General features: G+C 65.6%; 15 protein-coding genes. 9 read left to right on the top strand and 6 right to left on the bottom strand.

Features of this window, described 5'->3' with window-relative positions; all coding sequences use genetic code 11:
* Both RAD10_RS40435 and RAD10_RS40430 read right to left on the bottom strand, forming a co-directional pair.
* On the bottom strand, positions 1 to 677 hold a 677-nt coding region (locus RAD10_RS40435; protein WP_461621826.1), incomplete at its 3' end, for a biotin carboxylase N-terminal domain-containing protein.
* 162 nt (positions 678 to 839) lie between these two features.
* Positions 840 to 1,931, bottom strand: coding sequence for a zinc-binding metallopeptidase family protein (locus RAD10_RS40430; protein ID WP_461621825.1), 1,092 nt, complete (start codon positions 1,929 to 1,931; stop codon positions 840 to 842).
* Positions 1,932 to 2,145: 214 nt separating this feature from the next.
* Between RAD10_RS40430 and RAD10_RS40425 the strand changes: the two genes are divergently transcribed.
* From RAD10_RS40425 to RAD10_RS40410, 4 genes are all read left to right on the top strand, one after another.
* Positions 2,146 to 4,623, top strand: a complete 2,478-nt coding sequence (locus RAD10_RS40425) for a hybrid sensor histidine kinase/response regulator (RefSeq protein WP_461621824.1) — start codon at positions 2,146 to 2,148, stop codon at positions 4,621 to 4,623.
* A 223-nt stretch (positions 4,624 to 4,846) separates the two neighbouring features.
* Positions 4,847 to 6,121 (top strand): MFS transporter, encoded by a 1,275-nt coding sequence (locus tag RAD10_RS40420; protein WP_461621823.1) that lies wholly within the window; start codon positions 4,847 to 4,849, stop codon positions 6,119 to 6,121.
* A gap of 25 nt (positions 6,122 to 6,146) precedes the next feature.
* A complete protein-coding gene (locus tag RAD10_RS40415) occupies positions 6,147 to 7,397 on the top strand; it encodes an arsenic transporter (RefSeq protein WP_461621822.1) in 1,251 nt (416 codons plus the stop codon).
* A gap of 127 nt (positions 7,398 to 7,524) precedes the next feature.
* Positions 7,525 to 7,761 (top strand): hypothetical protein, encoded by a 237-nt coding sequence (locus RAD10_RS40410; protein WP_461621821.1) that lies wholly within the window; start codon positions 7,525 to 7,527, stop codon positions 7,759 to 7,761.
* 68 nt (positions 7,762 to 7,829) lie between these two features.
* Here RAD10_RS40410 and RAD10_RS40405 read toward each other — a convergent pair whose 3' ends face one another.
* Complete coding sequence (locus RAD10_RS40405) at positions 7,830 to 9,194, bottom strand: MFS transporter (RefSeq protein WP_461621820.1); 1,365 nt, start codon at positions 9,192 to 9,194, stop codon at positions 7,830 to 7,832.
* Between the two features lie 24 nt (positions 9,195 to 9,218).
* Positions 9,219 to 9,986, bottom strand: a complete 768-nt coding sequence (locus tag RAD10_RS40400; RefSeq protein ID WP_018320647.1) for a GntR family transcriptional regulator — start codon at positions 9,984 to 9,986, stop codon at positions 9,219 to 9,221.
* Between the two features lie 182 nt (positions 9,987 to 10,168).
* On the opposite strand from RAD10_RS40400, the gene RAD10_RS40395 reads away from it, so the two are divergent.
* Genes RAD10_RS40395 through RAD10_RS40385 form a run of 3 tightly spaced genes read left to right on the top strand, consistent with a single transcriptional unit; the run spans position 10,169 to position 13,201 of the window.
* Entirely contained in the window at positions 10,169 to 11,368 is a 1,200-nt protein-coding gene (locus RAD10_RS40395; protein WP_091957174.1) for a mandelate racemase/muconate lactonizing enzyme family protein, read from the top strand.
* A gap of 12 nt (positions 11,369 to 11,380) precedes the next feature.
* Positions 11,381 to 12,148 (top strand): SDR family oxidoreductase, encoded by a 768-nt coding sequence (locus tag RAD10_RS40390; protein WP_461621819.1) that lies wholly within the window; start codon positions 11,381 to 11,383, stop codon positions 12,146 to 12,148.
* Positions 12,149 to 12,169: 21 nt separating this feature from the next.
* The gene (locus tag RAD10_RS40385) at positions 12,170 to 13,201 is read left to right on the top strand and encodes an L-idonate 5-dehydrogenase (protein WP_461621818.1); all 1,032 of its coding nucleotides are present in this window, start codon (positions 12,170 to 12,172) and stop codon (positions 13,199 to 13,201) included.
* On the opposite strand, the gene RAD10_RS40380 is transcribed toward RAD10_RS40385, so the two are convergent.
* Positions 13,191 to 14,105 carry a DUF3280 domain-containing protein gene (locus RAD10_RS40380; RefSeq protein ID WP_461621817.1) on the bottom strand — a complete coding sequence of 305 codons (915 nt, stop codon included), beginning with the start codon at positions 14,103 to 14,105 and terminating at the stop codon, positions 13,191 to 13,193. The two genes, RAD10_RS40385 and RAD10_RS40380, sit on opposite strands and share 11 nt — an antisense overlap.
* Before the next feature lie 192 nt (positions 14,106 to 14,297).
* Between RAD10_RS40380 and RAD10_RS40375 the strand changes: the two genes are divergently transcribed.
* On the top strand, positions 14,298 to 15,680 hold the full coding sequence (locus RAD10_RS40375) for a sensor histidine kinase (RefSeq protein WP_461621816.1): 1,383 nt from the start codon (positions 14,298 to 14,300) through the stop codon (positions 15,678 to 15,680).
* Positions 15,677 to 16,339 (top strand): response regulator, encoded by a 663-nt coding sequence (locus RAD10_RS40370; protein WP_028140919.1) that lies wholly within the window; start codon positions 15,677 to 15,679, stop codon positions 16,337 to 16,339. Before RAD10_RS40375 ends, RAD10_RS40370 begins: the two co-directional genes overlap by 4 nt.
* A 4-nt stretch (positions 16,340 to 16,343) precedes the next feature.
* On the opposite strand, the gene RAD10_RS40365 is transcribed toward RAD10_RS40370, so the two are convergent.
* Positions 16,344 to 17,186: a hypothetical protein gene (locus tag RAD10_RS40365; RefSeq protein ID WP_461621815.1), complete on the bottom strand. Its 843-nt coding sequence runs from the start codon at positions 17,184 to 17,186 to the stop codon at positions 16,344 to 16,346.
* Positions 17,187 to 17,328 lie beyond the last annotated feature (142 nt).

The raw sequence follows: 17,328 nt of genomic DNA, 5'->3' as shown, positions 1-17,328 counted from the left end.
TCGCCGAGATAGATGACGTTGCCGTGCTTGTCGCCCAGCACCTGGATCTCGATGTGGCGGGGATCGACGATGAACTTTTCGACGAAGACACGGTCATCGCCGAACGAGGCCTTGGCCTCGGCCTTGGCGAGGTTGAAACCTTCCGCAACCTCGGAGGTCGAATGCGCGATGCGCATGCCCTTGCCGCCGCCGCCGGCGGACGCCTTGATCATCACGGGATAGCCGATCTCGTCGGCGATCCTGACCGCGTGCTTGTCGTCCTCGATGACGCCGAGATAGCCGGGCACGGTCGAGACCTTGGCCTTGGCGGCCGCCTTCTTCGACTCGATCTTGTCGCCCATCGCCGCGATCGCGCCCGGGTTCGGGCCGATGAAGACGATGCCTGCGGCCTCCAGCGCGCGCGGAAACGCCTCGCGCTCGGACAGGAAGCCGTAACCGGGATGCACGGCCTCGGCGCCCGTCTTGCGGCAAGCCTCGACGATCTTCTCGATCAGCAGATAACTCTCGGCCGCCGCCGGCGGGCCGATCAGCACGGCCTCGTCGGCCATCTCGACATGGAGGGCGTCGCGGTCGGCTTCGGAATAGACGGCAACCGTCTCGATTCCCATCTTGCGGGCAGTCTTGATGACCCGGCAGGCGATTTCGCCGCGATTGGCGATCAGAATGCGTTTGAACATGCTTTTCTTGAGTCTCGACCTTGGGCGGGACCCTTCCCTGACCGTTGGGGCCTATGGGACGGGCCGTGTGGCTCCCGTGGTACATCAAAATCGGCCGGAGGCAACGGTCTAAATCCGGGCCTCTGGCGTACCAGCGCAAGACCGAAACGGGCTCGGCGAGCCCTAGGGACGCCCTGCGGCGTCCTGCGCCTTCCTGGCCTTGGCCACGTCCCGGACCAGGTTGTGAATGAAGCCCAGCTTGCCGACCACCGCGGGCGACAGGATGAAGGGATAGAGGTCGCGCAGGCCCATGGCGCGGTTGACGCTGTTCATGGCGAAGGTGAAGGGCAGCCATGCGTTGACCAGCGCCTCGACGTCCCTGGCCTCATAGGGGTTGAAACGGATGCGCGCCGTCAACTCCCCGTCACGGTCGACCTTGGGACGCACCTCCATGCCGAACTCGGCGGCCATCTCCAGGGTGTCGACGATGTGAAGATAATGCGCCCAGGTCTCGGCGAAATCTTCCCAGGGGTGCATCGTGGCATAGGCCGAGACATAGTTCTGCTGCCAGTCCGGCGGCGCGCCTTCGGCATAGTGACGCTGCAGGGCCTGGCCGTAATCGGTGGAATCGTCACCGAATACCGCGCGGCATTCCTCGAGCTTGCCGCCGCCCTGCACCAGCACATCCCAGAAATAGTGCCCGACCTCGTGCCGGAAATGCCCGAGCAGCGTCCGATAGGGCTCGCCCATCTCGAGCCTGCGCCGCTCGCGCTCGATGTCGTCGGTCTCGGTGAGCGCAATCGTGATCAGGCCGTTGTCGTGGCCGGTCATGACCTTCTCTGCGCTGTTCGGATCGTCGGCGAGGAAATTGAAGATCAGACCATGCTCGGGATCGTCTTGCCGGGCCTGGAGCGGCAGCTTCCAGCGGATCAGGGAATAGAACAGACGGTGTTTCGCCACCTCCAGCTCGCGCCAGCCGGCAAGCTGGGCGGGGTCGGACAAATCCGGCACGATGCCGTTGTGGCGGCACGCGCGGCAATAGCCGTTGCCCTCGCCCGTATCCGTCAGCCAGTTGCAGGCATCGTACTCGGCATTCCGGCACAGCATCCGGCTTTCGCCCTTGTCGGCCAGGATTCGCCAGGCCTCTCCGTCGGGCTCGATCGCCGACATCGTCTCCTTCTCCGGCAGGAAGGCGACCCGATGGCCGCAGCGTTCGCAGGCACGGTTCTCGAAATAGAGAACGTTGCCGCAGGCCTGGCAGACAAAGAGCTTCAAGATTTATCCTCTTCGGAAAGGGAGCCTTATCAAAGACATTCGTCACGCCTCGCGAAGACGCGTCCACCGGCCGATCGTTCCAGTCTCCGGAACAAATTGCCAGACCCGGCGTTTCGTTCATACGCACCGCCATCCGTTTCATGGCGCCTTTCCCAGCCTAATTCCTCTAAACAATGGCCATCACGCTCCGTCTGTGTGAATATCGGTCCGGCACGTGCGCTCCCGCATGACAACGGCCGATGCCTTGAACGATCCCTTGCCCGAGACCATCGCCGCCGAAAGGCTGCGCCAACACCTCGAAGACGTCGCGCGCGAGCGCGACAACGCCTATCGCGCGCTCCAGGAGCGCGAGGCCGAGCTGGCGCGCATCCAGCGCATCGGCAAGGTCGGCGGCGTCGAGGTCGATTTTCGCGAAGGCTTCAAGAACCGCCGCTCGCCCGAATACCTCATGATCCACGGCCTGCCGCCAGAGGCTGCCGAGGAATCGCACGAGGATTGGGTCAATCGCATCCATCCCGACGACCGCGACGCCACCGTCAAGCACTTCATCGAGGCTCTTGCCGGAACGAGCGAAGACTACAGCGCCGAGTACCGCATCGTCCGCCCCAATGACGGCGAAACCCGCTGGATCCGGGTCGTCGCCAAGATCGAGCGCGACAAGGACGGCCGCGCCATCCGCCTCGTCGGCGCCCATATCGACATGACCGACCAGGCGCTCGCGCGCGAGACGCTGCGCGAGAGCGAGGAGCGCTTCCGGCTGATCGCCGACAGCGCGCCCGTGCCGATCTGGGTGACCAAGCTCGATCGCAAGCGCTCCTTCGCCAACCAGGCCTATGTCGACTTCGTCGGCCTGCCCTACGATCAGGCTATCGACTTCGACTGGCGCAAGGTGCTGCACCCCGACGACCTGCCGCACGTGCTGCAGCAATCGGTCCAGGGTGAAGCGTCGCTCAAGCCCTTCGTGCTGGAAGCGCGTTACAAGAACGCCAGCGGCGAATGGCGCTGGCTGCGCTCGGAATCGCAGCCGCGCTGGGACCCGACCGGCAAGCACATCGGCTTCATCGGCGTCGCCCACGATATCACCGTCGCCAAGCAGGCCGAGATCGAGCTGCGGCAGCTCAATGAGACGCTGGAAGAGCGCATCGCCGAGCGCACCGCCCAGCTCGAATCCAACGAGGCGCGGCTGCGCGCGATCCTGGAGACCAGCAACCAGTATCAAGGCCTGGTCAATCTCAGGGGTGAGCTGCTTTACGCCAACAACACCGCACTCGATGGCATCGGGGCGAGCTCGTCGGATGTGATCGGAAAGCCGTTGTGGGAGACGCCCTGGTTCAGCGCGACGGAGGGCATGAGCGCGCTGGTGCGCGAGGCCTTCCACACCGTGCTCAAGGGCGAAGCCGTGCGGCTGGAGATGCGGCTGCGCCTTCCCATCGGCGAGCGCGATTTCGACTTCGGCATGCGCCCCGTGCTCGACCGTCACGGCAACATCACCGGCGCCGTCCCTGAAGCCGTCGACATCACCGAACGCCGGCGCGGCGAGGAAGCCCTGCGGCAGTCGCAGAAGATGGAGGCGATCGGCCAGCTCACCGGCGGCGTCGCCCACGACTTCAACAATCTCCTCACCATCATCCGCTCGGCCACCGACTTCCTGCGCCGCCGCGAGCTGCCGGAGGAGCGCCGCCGCCGCTATGTCGATGCCATCTCCGAGACCGTCGAGCGTGCCTCCAAATTGACCGCCCAGCTTCTGGCGTTCGCGCGCCGGCAGCCGCTGAAGCCGCAGATCTTCAACGTCGGCAGTCAGGTCGAGGGCGTCGCGCAGCTGGTCCGGCCGCTGGTCGGCGGCCGCATCGACATCGCGGTGGAGATTCATGATGCCGACTGCTTTACCGTCGCCGACATCGCCCAGTTCGAGGCCGCGCTGATCAACCTCGCCATCAACGCCCGAGATGCCATGAACGGCGAAGGCCGCCTCATCATCGCCGTGCGCAAGGTCTCCGGGATTCCCAGCCTGCGCGCGCAATCGGCGCGCGGCGGCGACTACGTCGCCATCTCCGTCACCGACACCGGCAGCGGCATCGCGCCGGAACATCTCGACTCGATCTTCGAGCCGTTCTTCACCACCAAGGAGGTCGGCAAGGGCACCGGCCTCGGCCTCAGCCAGGCTTTTGGTTTCGCCAAGCAGTCCGAGGGCGACGTCGCGGTGACGAGCACCCAGGGCAAAGGCGCGACCTTCATCATCTATCTGCCGCAGGCGCAAAGCCCCGCGACCGACAAGGAGGCCGCGGCACTGACCCATGAGGCCGCGGCCACCGGGCGCGGCTATCGCGTGCTCGTGGTCGAGGACGACGACGAAGTCGGCCGCTTCTCGACCGAGCTTCTGGAAGATCTCGGCTACGTCGTTCGCCGCGTCGCCAACGCCAACGCCGCACTGGCGATCCTCGGCGAGAACGAATTTGCCGTCGACCTCGTGTTCTCCGACGTCATCATGCCCGGCATGAACGGCGTCGAGCTCGCCGGCATCATCCGCGAGCGCTATCCGGGCCTGCCCGTGGTGCTCACCTCCGGCTACAGCAACGTCCTCGCCGAAAACGCCCATCGCGGTTTCGAATTGATCCAGAAGCCGTATTCGGTCGAAGCGCTCTCACGCATTCTGCGCAAGGCGATCACGGAGAAGCTGTCGGTGGCGCGGTGAATGTAAACCAAGTAAAACGCCGTCGTCCCGGACAAGCGCGCCCCGAGCGCGCGCCGATCCGGGACCCATAACCACAGGGAGAGGTTATGGAGGAAGCTGGCCACGGCAAGTCTTCACCAAACTCTGCCCTGTGGTTATGGGTCCCGGATCTGCGCTTACGCTTGTCCGGGACGACAGCTGACTTTTTGGCAGGCAGATCTGCACAACGACGATCGAGAGACCGATGTCGAGCGAAAATCCCGATCAGATCAGGCGCGCCGGCCGCGCACTGGACGCGGCCAATTTCTTCCTCGCTGACGTTCGCGACGGGCTCGGGCCTTATCTCGCCGTCTATCTCCTTACCGAGCAACACTGGAACGAGGCGTGCATTGGCCTCGTGATGTCGATCGCGACCATCGCCGGCATCGCGGCGCAGACACCGGCCGGTGCGCTGGTGGACGCAACCCGCGCCAAGCGGCTCACGATGATGATCGCCGCTATTCTGGTGACGCTCGCCTCGCTCTCGCTGCCGCTGTTTCCGGGCTTTCTTCCTGTCGCGATCTCGCAAGGAACCGCGCAGGCCGCCGCGGTGATCTTCCCGCCAGCGATCGCCGCCATCTCGCTCGGCATCTTCGGCCATGCCGCCTTCACCCGACGGATCGGCCGTAACGAGACTTTCAATCACGCCGGCAACGCCGTCGCGGCCGCTCTCGCGGGCCTCTCCGCCTATTGGTTCGGACCGACCGTCGTGTTCTACCTTCTCGGCGCCACGGCGATCGCGAGTCTCGTCAGCATCCTGGCGATCCCCGAACGGGCCATCGACCACGACCTCGCGCGCGGGCTGCACGACGCTGGTACCAACAGCGCGGCCGAACGACCCTCGGGCCTTTCCGTACTGCTGACCTGTCGCCCCCTGCTCGTCTTCGCGATTTGTGTGGCGCTGTTTCATCTGTCCAATGCCGCCATGCTGCCGCTGGTCGGACAAAAACTGGCGTTGCAGGACAAGAACATGGGCACCAGCCTGATGTCGGCCTGCATCGTCGCGGCGCAGATGGTGATGGTGCCGTTTGCAATGCTGGTCGGCGCCCGGGCGGATCGCTGGGGCCACAAGCGCTTCTTACTCGCCGCGCTGCTGATCCTGCCGATCCGCGGCGCCCTCTATACGCTCTCGGACAATCCGTTCTGGCTGGTCGGCGTGCAGCTTCTCGACGGTGTCGGTGCAGGCATCTTCGGCGCGATCTTCCCGGTGATCGTCGCCGACCTCATGCGCAACACCGGCCGCTTCAACGTCGCGCAAGGCGTCGTCATCACGGCCCAGAGCATCGGCGCTGCGCTGTCGACGACGCTGGCCGGCTTCGTCGTGGTCGGCGCAGGCTACAGTGCGGCGTTCATCACACTTGGCGTCGTCGCTGCAATCGGCGCCATCATCTGCATTCTCGCGCTGCCTGAGACACGACATGGCGGCCCACGCCCACAGGGGGAGACAGCGGCGTCGGCATCGGCTATCGCTGCCGAATGAACCCGTCCCGTTTCAAGGATTAACCGTGCCGTCTGACGCCATTTGGGCCTGGAGCATCATCGTCGTCGCGACAGCAGGCGTCATCATCCGCCCCTTTCGCCTGCCCGAGGCAGTCTGGGCGGTGATCGGCGCGAGCGCCCTGGTGCTATCAGGCCTGCTGCCGTGGCAGGATGCGCTGACAGGCATCGAAAAAGGCCTCGACGTCTATCTCTTCCTGATCGGCATGATGCTGATCGCCGAGCTCGCGCGCCTTGAAGGCCTGTTCGACTATCTCGCCGCGCTCGCGGTCGAATACGCGGACGGCTCGCCGCAGCGGCTGTTCCTGCTGATCTATCTCGTCGGCACGCTCGTCACGGTACTGCTCTCCAACGATGCCACCGCGATCGTGCTGACGCCGGCCGTCTATGCCGCGACGCGCGCAGCCGGCGCCAAGCCACTGCCCTATCTCTTCGTCTGTGCCTTCATCGCGAACGCCGCGAGCTTCGTGCTACCGATCTCCAATCCCGCCAATCTCGTGGTGTTCGGCGCGCGCATGCCGCACCTGACGGAATGGCTGCGCCTGTTCGCCCTGCCCTCGGCGGCCTCCATCCTGCTGACCTACATCGTGCTGCGCCTAACCCAGCACCGGGCCCTGAAGGAGGAGACGATTGCGCGCAGCGTGCCGCATCCAAAGCTCGGCCGCGGCGGCAAGCTGACGGCCGTGGGCATCATCGCGATCGGCGCCGTGCTGGTCACGGCCTCTGCGCTGGACAAGCAACTGGGCCTGCCGACCTTCATCTGCGGCGGCGTGACGGCCGCACTCGTGCTGCTGCTGAGCCGGCAATCACCGCTGCCTGTGCTGCGGGGCGTGTCGTGGAGCGTGCTGCCGCTGGTCGGCGGGCTCTTCGTCATGGTCGAGGCGCTGGTGAAGACCGGTGTGATCGGACGGCTCAGCGCGCTGCTGCATGAGGCAGTCGCGCAATCCGTCCCGCAAGCCGCCTGGAGCGTCGGCATCGCGACCGCAATCGCGACCAACATCGCCAACAATTTGCCCGTGGGCCTCGTCGCTGGCTCGGTCGCGGCCAGCGATCATCTGCCCGCCCCGGTCGTCAGCGCCATCCTGATCGGCGTCGACCTCGGCCCCAATCTGTCGGTGACGGGCTCGCTCGCCACCATCCTCTGGCTGGTCGCGCTCAGGCGGGAGAAGATCGAGGTCGGCGCCTGGCCCTTCCTCAAGCTCGGCCTGCTGGTGACCCCGCCCGCCTTGATCGCGGCACTGGCAGCGGCAATCAGGTAAGGCAGGCCCCGGCCTTCGAAATTAAGCGCAAGCTATTTGCGGTGCGTCAATGCCGGCAGCGACGCTGCGGCTAGAATTCCATTGTTGCGCCAATCAGACGGATATGACGCGGCAAGGAAGGACCATCATGCAAATCCAATCGAAAGCGTTGCCGCAGAGCTCTTTTCTGCGTCGTGCGATTCGGAGCCTCTTCGCAGCGGGCGAGAGCAGCGCCGAGACGGCTCATCCCCTGCTGGTCGTCTCCGCGGTGGCGTTGTTCACACTGTTCGTCATCGTGGAGGTCGACCTCCACTCCGCCCAGCTTCAGGCGCTCGGCCTGCTCGGCCATGGGATCGGAATCGATCCGGTCTTCTTGAGCCCGTAGTCGCCGGCCGCAGCGTTCCGAAATCAGTCCCGATCGCGGCGACGACGCCGCGACCGGGAAGCGCATCGTCAGTCGTTCTCGTAGCCGTAGACTTCCGGCAGGATGAAGATCGCGGCGAGCAATCCGATCAGCGGGAAGATCGCGACCATCAGCGTGGCATTCGCCTGCCCGATCGCGGCGAACACCGTCGGGAACAGGAAGATCGCCAGGAACGACGGCAGCTTCACGAACATGTAGGCGAAGCCGCTGGCGGTGCCGCGATATTTCGGCTTGGCGACCATGGTCGGGATCGTCATGCAGTTCGACGCGTCCCAATAATGGCCCCACAGCATCGCGGCGGCCGCGAACGGCAGCAGGATCTTGTTGTCGGTGTAGAGCGCGAAGGCCGCGACCAGCAGCGAGGCGAACACGATCGAGAAGCCGGCGATCGCGATGCCGCGGTGGCCGATCTTCGGCGTCAGCAGCGGCCCGACCCAGCCGGACAGAGCGGCGAAGGAGAACAGCGCCATCGTCACTAGGTTGATGCCGAGCACGCTCGACACGCCGACCATCACGAACAGCACCGGCAAATAGAACGCGAAGGTCGAGAACTCGCTCGCCTGGGTGAAACAAGCGATCCAGCCGTAGACCGTGGCGCGCCAGCGGATCGGATCCTTCTTGAGGTCGGCGAGGAACGCACGCGTGCTGGTCTTCGGAACAACCACATCCTGATCCGGCAGCATGTCGAGATTGTCGTTGAACATCTCGCGCGCGACCCGCTTGGCCTCGCGATAGCGCCCCTTCTGCACCAGCCACACCGCCGTCTCCGGCACGTCGTGGCGCATGAGAAGGATGATCAGCGCCGGCACCGCGCCAAGGCCGAGCGTCACGCGCCAGAGCATCTCGTGCTGCATGTCGATCAAGAGGAAGATCACGATGACGCCGATGGTCAGGACCTCGCCGACCGCGAACATGAACTGCCAGCGGTTACCCATGACTTCGCGCTCGCCCTTGGCCATGGATTCCATGATGTAGGTGTAGCCGGTCGAGATGTCGGAGCCGAGGGGAATGCCGAGCAGGAATCGGATCACGATGAGCCAGGTGACGTCAGGCACAAAGGCCTGCGCCAGCGCCAGCACGATGAACATCACCATCGTCACCAGGAACATGACGCGGCGGCCGATCTTGTCGGACAGCCAGCCGCCCAGCAGCGCGCCGATCAGGGCACCGCCCTGCGTGCCCGCCGCGGCAAGGCCCAGCATCAGCGCCGTGGGATTGTACTGCTCCTTGATGAAGATCAGCACGAAGGCGATCGAATAGAGGTCCCAGGCTTCGACCAGGATCGAGGCCATCATCAGCCAGCCGACCTTGTTGCCCTTGGGACTGTAGTTCGTGATGAGGTAGCGGACCGCGGCTTCGCTCGCGGTCGGTTTTGGCATCGCCATCGTTGTCATGCTTGGTCCTCTTTTCAAAACTCGCTACGTGCCGAGCAGCGGCTCGATGCTGCAATCGAGCAGGCGCGGATCGATCCCCGCTTCCATGCCCGTGAATATCTCGCCCATGTAGTCGATCAGTGCATCGCTCGCCTTCACAGCGTCATCGACGCGGCGGCTGGCCACCGCGGCGAGAATGGCGAGATGACAATCGATCGTGCCCGACAGATCGGCCTGCCCCGGCATGAAGCGGTGGTGGATGTAGCCGATGCGCCGGTACAGCGTGTGCAGCGGCCGCAGCGTGTGCACCAGGAACGGCTCGCCGGCGGCTTCCAGCACCAGCGCGTCGATGCGGCGGTCGATGCTGTTGAATTCGTCGAGAGTGAGGCTGGCGCGGCGCTCGCGCAGGAGACGTTCGATGTGCAGCGCCTGATTGCGATGCGAAAGGCTGGCGCGATCGGCGGCAAGGCGGATCACGAAACGCTCCATGTCGCGGCGCAAGGCCAGCAGCATACGTTCGCGCGCAAGATCGATCGGCGCAATGTGCAGGCCGTGGCGCGGACGGATGATGATGAGCGTATCGGCGGAGAGACGATTGACGGCATGGTGCACCGGCGTGCGCCCGAAACCGGTGATCTGCTGCAATTCCAGCATGGTCATGAACTGACCGGGCTTGAGCTCGCAATGAACGAGGAGCTCCTCGATCCTCTGATAGGCCAGCTCGAAGAAGTTGAGGCGGTTGCGCCGGGAGGGCCTTCCCTCGCCGTCATCGTCGCTTCTCACCACTTCGAGCGCGCGCTTGCGCCGTGCCATGTTGTCCTCCCTGCCACCCTGCTCGCGCTGCCGAGCGGCGGCTTATTTGTGATATCCTTAAAACATGTTGTGATATATTACAAGCGAGCGTATGACTGCCTGCCGGGATCGTCGCTTTTGACCGGCATAGACACGAACAACAAGACGGGCGCGAGGCGCCTTATCATGGGAGGACTGTTGCAGTGAAGATCACGTCGATCGAGACCCTGCGCACCGAGGAATTCTCCAACGTCATCTGGGTGCGAATCCACACCGACACCGGCGTGATCGGGCTCGGCGAGACCTTCTATGGCGCGGGCGCGGTCGAGGCGCAGATCCACGACACCTTCGCCGGCCGCCTGCTCGGCCGCAATCCCCTGCACATCGAAGCGATCCACCGCGACATGCTGAACCTGCCGATGGCGCAGTCCTCCACCGGCGTGGAATATCGCGCGGCATCCGCGATCGACATCGGGTTGTGGGACCTGTTCGGCAAGGTCTGCAATCAGCCGGTGCACCAGATGCTCGGCGGCCTCTGCCGCGACAAGCAGCGCATCTACAACACCTGCGCCGGCACGCAATATGTCCGCTCGACCAATATCAGCCCGGTCTCCAACTGGAATCTCGGCGCCTCCAAGGGCCCCTATGAAGATCTCGACGGCTTCATGAACCGCGCCGATGCGCTGGCCGAAAGCCTTTTGGAGAGCGGCATCTCCGCGATGAAGATCTGGCCGTTCGATCCGGCGGCGCAGGAAAACAAGGGCCTCTACATCACGGCCGCGCAGATGAAGCAGGCGATCGAGCCGTTCGAGAAGATCCGCAAAGCGGTCGGCGACAAGATGGAGATCATGGTCGAGCTCCACTCGCTGTGGAACCTGCCGACCGCCAAGCAGATCGCGCGCGCTCTCGAGCCGTACAAGCCGACCTGGTACGAGGATCCGATCCGCATGAACTCGCCGCAGGCGCTGGCCGAATACGCCCGCTCGACCGATGTCTGGGTCTGCGCCAGCGAGACGCTGGGCTCGCGCTTCCCCTACAAGGACATGCTCGACCGCGACGCCATGCATGTGGTCATGGCGGATCTGTGCTGGACCGGCGGCCTCACCGAGGGCCGCAAGATCGCGGCGATGGCCGAGACCTATCACCGTCCCTTCGCGCCGCACGATTGCATCGGCCCGATCGGCTTCATCGCCGCCATCCACATGTCGTTCAGCCAGCCCAACACCCTGATCCAGGAATCGGTGCGCGCCTTCTACAAAGGCTGGTACAATGAGCTCGTCACCACGATGCCCGTGATCAAGGACGGTTTTGTCTATCCGATGGAGGGACCCGGCCTCGGCGTCGACCTCCTGCCCGCTGTCTTCGAGCGCACCGATCTCACTGTGCGCCGCTCCAACGTCTAAGGACTTTCCGACATGAGCACCTCCCTCTTCGATCTCTCCGGCCGCACCGCGCTCGTGACCGGCTCCTCCCGCGGCCTCGGCCGCGCCATCGCCGAAGGCATGGCCAAGGCCGGCGCCAAAATCATCGTCAACGGCGTCGATCCCAAGCGAGTCGAGCAGGCCGTCGCCGAGTTTCGCGCCGCCGGGCATCAGGCCGAAGGCGCAGCCTTCAACGTCACCGACGAGCCCGCCATCGTCGCGGCGTTCAACGACTTCGACAGGAAGAACATCGCGGTCGACATCGTCGTCAACAATGCCGGCATCCAGCACCGCAAGCCGCTGGTGGAGTTCACCACCGACGAATGGCGCAAGGTGATCGAGACCAACCTGACCAGCGCCTTCGTGATCGGCCGCGAGGCGGCCAAGCGCATGATCCCGCGCAAGCACGGCAAGATCATCAATATCGGCTCGCTCGGCAGCGAGCTCGCGCGCCCGACCATCGCGCCCTACACCGCGGCCAAGGGCGGCATCAAGAACCTGACCCGCTCGATGGCGGTGGAATGGGCCCAGCACGGCATCCAGGCCAACGCGATCGGCCCCGGCTACATGCTGACCGACATGAACGAGGCGCTGGTCAACAACACCGATTTCAACAATTGGCTGATGGGCCGCATCCCCTCCAAGCGCTGGGGCAAGCCGGACGAGTTGGTGGGCGCGGCGATCTTCCTGGCGTCGGACGCCTCCACCTATGTCAACGGCCAGATCATCTATGTCGATGGCGGCATGATCGCCGCGATGTGATCCGCGAACCAGGAGCAAGCCATGCGCGCCGTCGTCATCCACGCCCCGAAAGATTTGCGGATCGACACCTACCCGGATCCGGCGCCCGGCCCGGGCGAGGTTCGCGTCAAGATCGCCAATGGCGGCATCTGCGGCTCTGATCTGCACTACTACCATCACGGCGGTTTCGGCGTCGTGCGCATCCAGCAGCCGATGGCGCTGGGCCATGAGATCGCCGGCGTGGTCGCGGCCGTCGGTGACGGCGTCACCAGCGTGAAGCCGGGCACGCGCGTTGCGGTCAATCCGAGCAGGCCGTGCGGCCAGTGCCTGCATTGCCAGGAAGGCATGCGCAACCAGTGCCTCGATATGCGCTTCCTCGGCAGCGCGATGCGCTTCCCCCACGTGCAAGGCGGTTTTCGCGAGTTCATCACGGTCGATGCCACGCAAGCGGTGCCGATCGCAGACAAGCTGTCGCTGGCGGAAGCCGCGGTCGCCGAGCCGCTCGCGGTGTGCCTGCATGCCGGCAAGCAGGCCGGCCCCCTGCTCGGCAAGCGCGTGCTGATCACGGGCTGCGGCCCGATCGGCGCGTTGATGATCCTGGTGTCGCGCTTCGGCGGCGCGGCCGAGATCGTGGTGACCGACGTTGCCGAGGCGCCGCTCGCGGTCGCCAGGAAACTCGGCGCCACGCACGCCATCAATGTCGCGGCCGATGCCACGGCACTGGATCCTTGGCGCGCCGGCAAGGGCGTGTTCGACACGCTGTTCGAAGCCTCCGGCAATCAGGCGGCGCTGCGCAGCGCGCTCGACGTGCTCCGCCCAGGCGCGACGCTGGTACAGCTCGGCCTCGGCGGCGAGATGACGCTGCCGATCAATTCCATCGTCGCCAAGGAACTGCAGCTCCGCGGCACCTTCCGCTTCGATCCGGAGTTCGAGCTCGCGGTGCGCCTGATGGGCGAAGGCCTGATCGACGTGAAGCCGCTGATCACGGCCACCATGCCGTTCGAGAACGCGGTCGCCGCCTTCGAGCTCGCCAGCGACCGCTCGCAGTCGATGAAGGTGCAGCTTACCTTTTAGCGGCGCCCTCGGCCTGCTGGCTCTCGATCAGCCGATCGCTGACCAGGCGCACGGCGCCCCGTTTCCACGAATAATCCGCGCCGAGGCGCAGGCCGCTGTCGCCGCGCGCCAGCACGGCGCCGGTGCGGGCGTCGCGCAGCTGGAAGCCGAGCGTGTATTCGGTGCGGCTGACCCGCCGCACCACGCCGATCAGCGATTGATCCGCGCCCAGCTCCTTCGCAATCGCCGCCTCGCAGCCACCGCAGTCGCGTAACGCGCGCGCCTTCGCCGCCTCGCCGCTCGCGCTGCCGATTTCGACGATGCGGTAGCGGCCGGACTGACCGAGCACGTCACGCACGCCGCCGGTGGTCTCGGCGAGGTACGATGCGTCCGAAGCGGCCAGGGGGCTCCCTGATGCGGCCGTCATGTCCTCGAGCTCGAAATCGAACACGGCGAGCGCGACCGGCGCAGGCGTGCCGAGCGCCGCGATGACCTCGCGGGCGAGGAACGCCTCGGCGCGCTCCCAGGCCTCGTCATTGTCGCCGCGGAATGTGTAGAGCTTCTCGAACAGCACCTTCTTGGCCGCGGTATCGATCACGGCGACCCGCGCCCATTGCACCAGCGTGCTCGTCTTCTGGACGCCGCCGACGACCTTGAATTTTGCATCGGCTTGCCCGGCGGGGATGAGCTGATAGCGCTTGTCCGCCCCGACATCCCGGCGCAGCGCGGCCATGAACGCGCTCAGCCGCTTCTCGTGGGCGGCGGTCTGATCGACCGGCTCGCCGGACGTATCCAGGTACTGGAAATCCTCGATCGACACGCCGGCCGGTGCTGCGGCGGCCACCTCGGTGCCCGCGCCGGCAGGCCGGACACCCACGATGACAGCAAGGAGAAAAGCCGGGAGGATCAACCGGGAGAGGTACATGAGCGGAGCCCTCGCAGATGGAGCGGTTGGCAAATCTCGGCGGCAACCTGACACCCGGCAACGGGGCCCGTCCCGGCGAGCGCCGGGAAAATTTCACGTCATTGCACTGCAGTAACGCGTGGCGCTTTGCGCGGCTGGCGTTCTGCCGTTTAATGCGGCGGCGACAAGCCTGTTCGCGCAAGGTGCTGCCCGATGTGGAACCGCCCGAGATTCGATCTCAAGGTCCGTCTGACGTTGCGCGTGGCCGCCATAACGGCCGCCTGCTTCGCCGCAATCTCCGCCTATTTCCTGATCGCGGCCGACCGCGCGGTGCACGCGCGCATCGACGGCATCGCCGCGATCGTGGCGAAGTCGCTGGAGCTGCAACAGGGCAAGATCCAGTGGGTGGCCGGCCCGCGCGACTTTCCCAACCTTGATCCCGTCGCGGCCTATGTGATGACGCCCGGCCTGTGTCTGGCTTTCCGTGGCCCCAGCGGCGAGATGCTCCAGCGATTCTGCAGCGGCGCGCCCGCCCCGGCGAGCCCGTCGCCGCAGGTCTTCGCGGCCTTCTATCGCAGCCTGTTCGACCCCGGCCGCGAAGCGGCACGGCCTGTGATCGTGCGCGGCGCCAAGCTCGGCGAGACCGTGGTCTCGGTCGATCCGGCCGTGCAGACGGCGGAGGCCTGGCACGAGGCTGGCCGCCTGATGATTGCGTTTGCGATCGCGCTGCCGCTGTTGTGCTTGCTGGTCTACGCCGCGCTGGCGCGCGCGCTGCGTCCGACCCGCCTGATCCGCACCGGCCTCGAGCGGATCGCCGCCAACGACCTCTCGGCGCGGCTGCCGCCGTTCGATCTGGCCGAACTCTCCGCGATCCGCGACGGCTTCAACCATCTCGCCGAAAGCCTCGACAATGCGCTCGCCGAGCGCAGCGAGCTGACGCGCAAGCTGATCGCGCTCCAGGACGACGAGCGCCGCCATCTCGCGCGCGAGCTGCATGACGAATTCGGCCAGTCGCTGGCCGCCATCCGCGCCCTCGCCTCCTCCGCCCGCCAGACCGCCGCGCAGGACTGCCCCGCTTTGCTCGGCGAATGCGACGGTATCTCACGGACCGCGACCAGCATGATGGAGACGTTGCGCGGCGCGCTGTTCCGGCTGCGCCCGCCCGATGTCGAGGAGCTCGGGCTGGTGGCCAGCCTGGAAGGTCTCGTCGCGGGCTGGAACGGACGCAGCCGCGGCGAGACGCGCTTTTCGATCCATTTCGACGGCGCGTTCGAGACCCTGCCCGCCGCGGTCAGCGCCAACCTCTACCGCATCGTGCAGGAGGCACTCACCAACGCCGCCAAGCACGCCGGCGCCACCAAGGTGGAGCTGCATTTGACGATGGCGGCAGACGAGATCGCGCTTGCCATCGACGACGATGGACGGCCGAACGATGCGTCGGTCAAATCCGGCATGGGCCTGCTCGGCATGCGCGAGCGCGTTGCGGCCTTGCGCGGCCGGATGAGCTTCGAAGTCGGTGCCAACGGCGGCTCGGCCCTGCGCGTCGTCATTCCGCTCACCGCCGCCGAGCGGCAGGCGCTGGAGCATGCGGCATGAGCGCGGCCGATGCCTCCATCCTGCTGGTCGACGACCATTCCGTCGTCCGCGAGGGCTATCGCTCCGTGCTCCAGAAGCAGCCGGGCCTGCGCGTCATCGCCGAAGCGGCCGACGGCGCTGAGGCCTACCGGCTGTACAAATCCGAGGCGCCCGACCTCGTCATCATGGATCTGAGCATGCCCGGCATCGGCGGCATCGAAGCGGTCAGGCGGATCAGGCAATGGGACAAGGGCGCCAGGATCCTCATCTTCACCATGCATCAGAATGCGGGCTTCGCAGTGCAGGCGATCCGCGCCGGCGCCAGGGGTTACGTCACCAAGACCAGCCCGCCGGAAACGCTGGTGCGGGCCGTGATGGACGTGCTCGCCGGCAAGATCGCCATCAGCCCCGACATCGACCACGAGCTGGCGCTGAGCCGGCTCGGCGGCGAAAGCTCGGCCGCCGACGTCCTCACCGCGCGCGAGTTCGAGGTGATGCGGCTGCTGCTCGCGGAGCGGACGACGGAGGAGATCGCAGAAACGCTGCACGTCAGCCCGAAGACGGTGGCGAACCTGCATTCCCTGATCAAGGACAAGCTCGGCGTCGGCTCCGACATCGAGCTGGTCCGCCTCGCGCTGCGGCAGGGACTGTTGACCGAGCCCGATCTCGGCGAGGCCTGATCGCTCAGGCCAGATAACGCGCCAGATAGCCTTCCATCGCATAGAGCGCGCAGAGTGCCAGGCTCGACCACACCGCGGCGCTGAAATACAGGAACATCCAGGTCAGCTCGCCCTTCCAATGCGCGATGTCGTGGGTCACCACCCAGCGCGTCGAGACGTCATGCAGGCCTTCGAGGAAGCCTAAGAACCTGCCGCCCTCGGCGTGCCCGGCCCGCCAGCGGCTGAGATACATCGGCACGTCGACGGTGACGAGGAAGGCGAGGAAGCAGGCGATGCCGACGATGCCTGACATCAGCGCCCAGCGCACCACGCCCTGGAATTCCGGCATCAGGCGGCACAGCGCGAGGCCGGCGAGGAAGAAGGTCACCGCCCACAGCGAGTTCTCGATCGCGTTGTAGAGGAAATTGGTCGTCACCACCGCGTACCAGGAGAAGCACTCCGCGATGATGATGATCGGCACGATCACGAGCGCGATGTTCACCGCGGTCTCGGCGCCCGTCATCTTGCCGAGCTGATGCAGGATGATGGCCCATTGCGCGACGAAGCAGAGCTCGGCCACGGTCGCGACCGTTCGGCCGACGACGACGCTCGAGAGCCAGGTGTCGAACAGGCAGATGCGCTGCACGTCGGCGCGCGGCAGGAACGAGCGGAACGCGCAGCCGAACACATAGCCCGCGCACAGCAGCAACATCAGCCCGATGTCCGAGCCGCCACTGAGGCTGCCCGCAGGCGTCGGGTAGAATTCGCGGTACAGCATGAACCACACCAGGATATTGGCGCCGCTCACGAGCGTGAGGGATCCCCACCACCACGCGAGGGGATTTGACCGCGCCTGCCACTGCAACATGAACCGCTCCGCAAATTATCGATCTGACATGTCGTCGTAATAATCCTGTCACAACACGACATGCAATCACGACAAAAATCTGTGTGTGCGGCCCGGTCCGGCGCGTCCTTCAACGAAAACGTCGAGGCGATATCTGTGTCCA

The sequence above is a fragment of the Bradyrhizobium sp. 23AC genome (genome assembly GCF_054863025.1).
The sequence above is the reverse complement of the archived record's forward strand: the minus strand, read 5'-3'. Positions and strand labels throughout refer to the sequence as shown.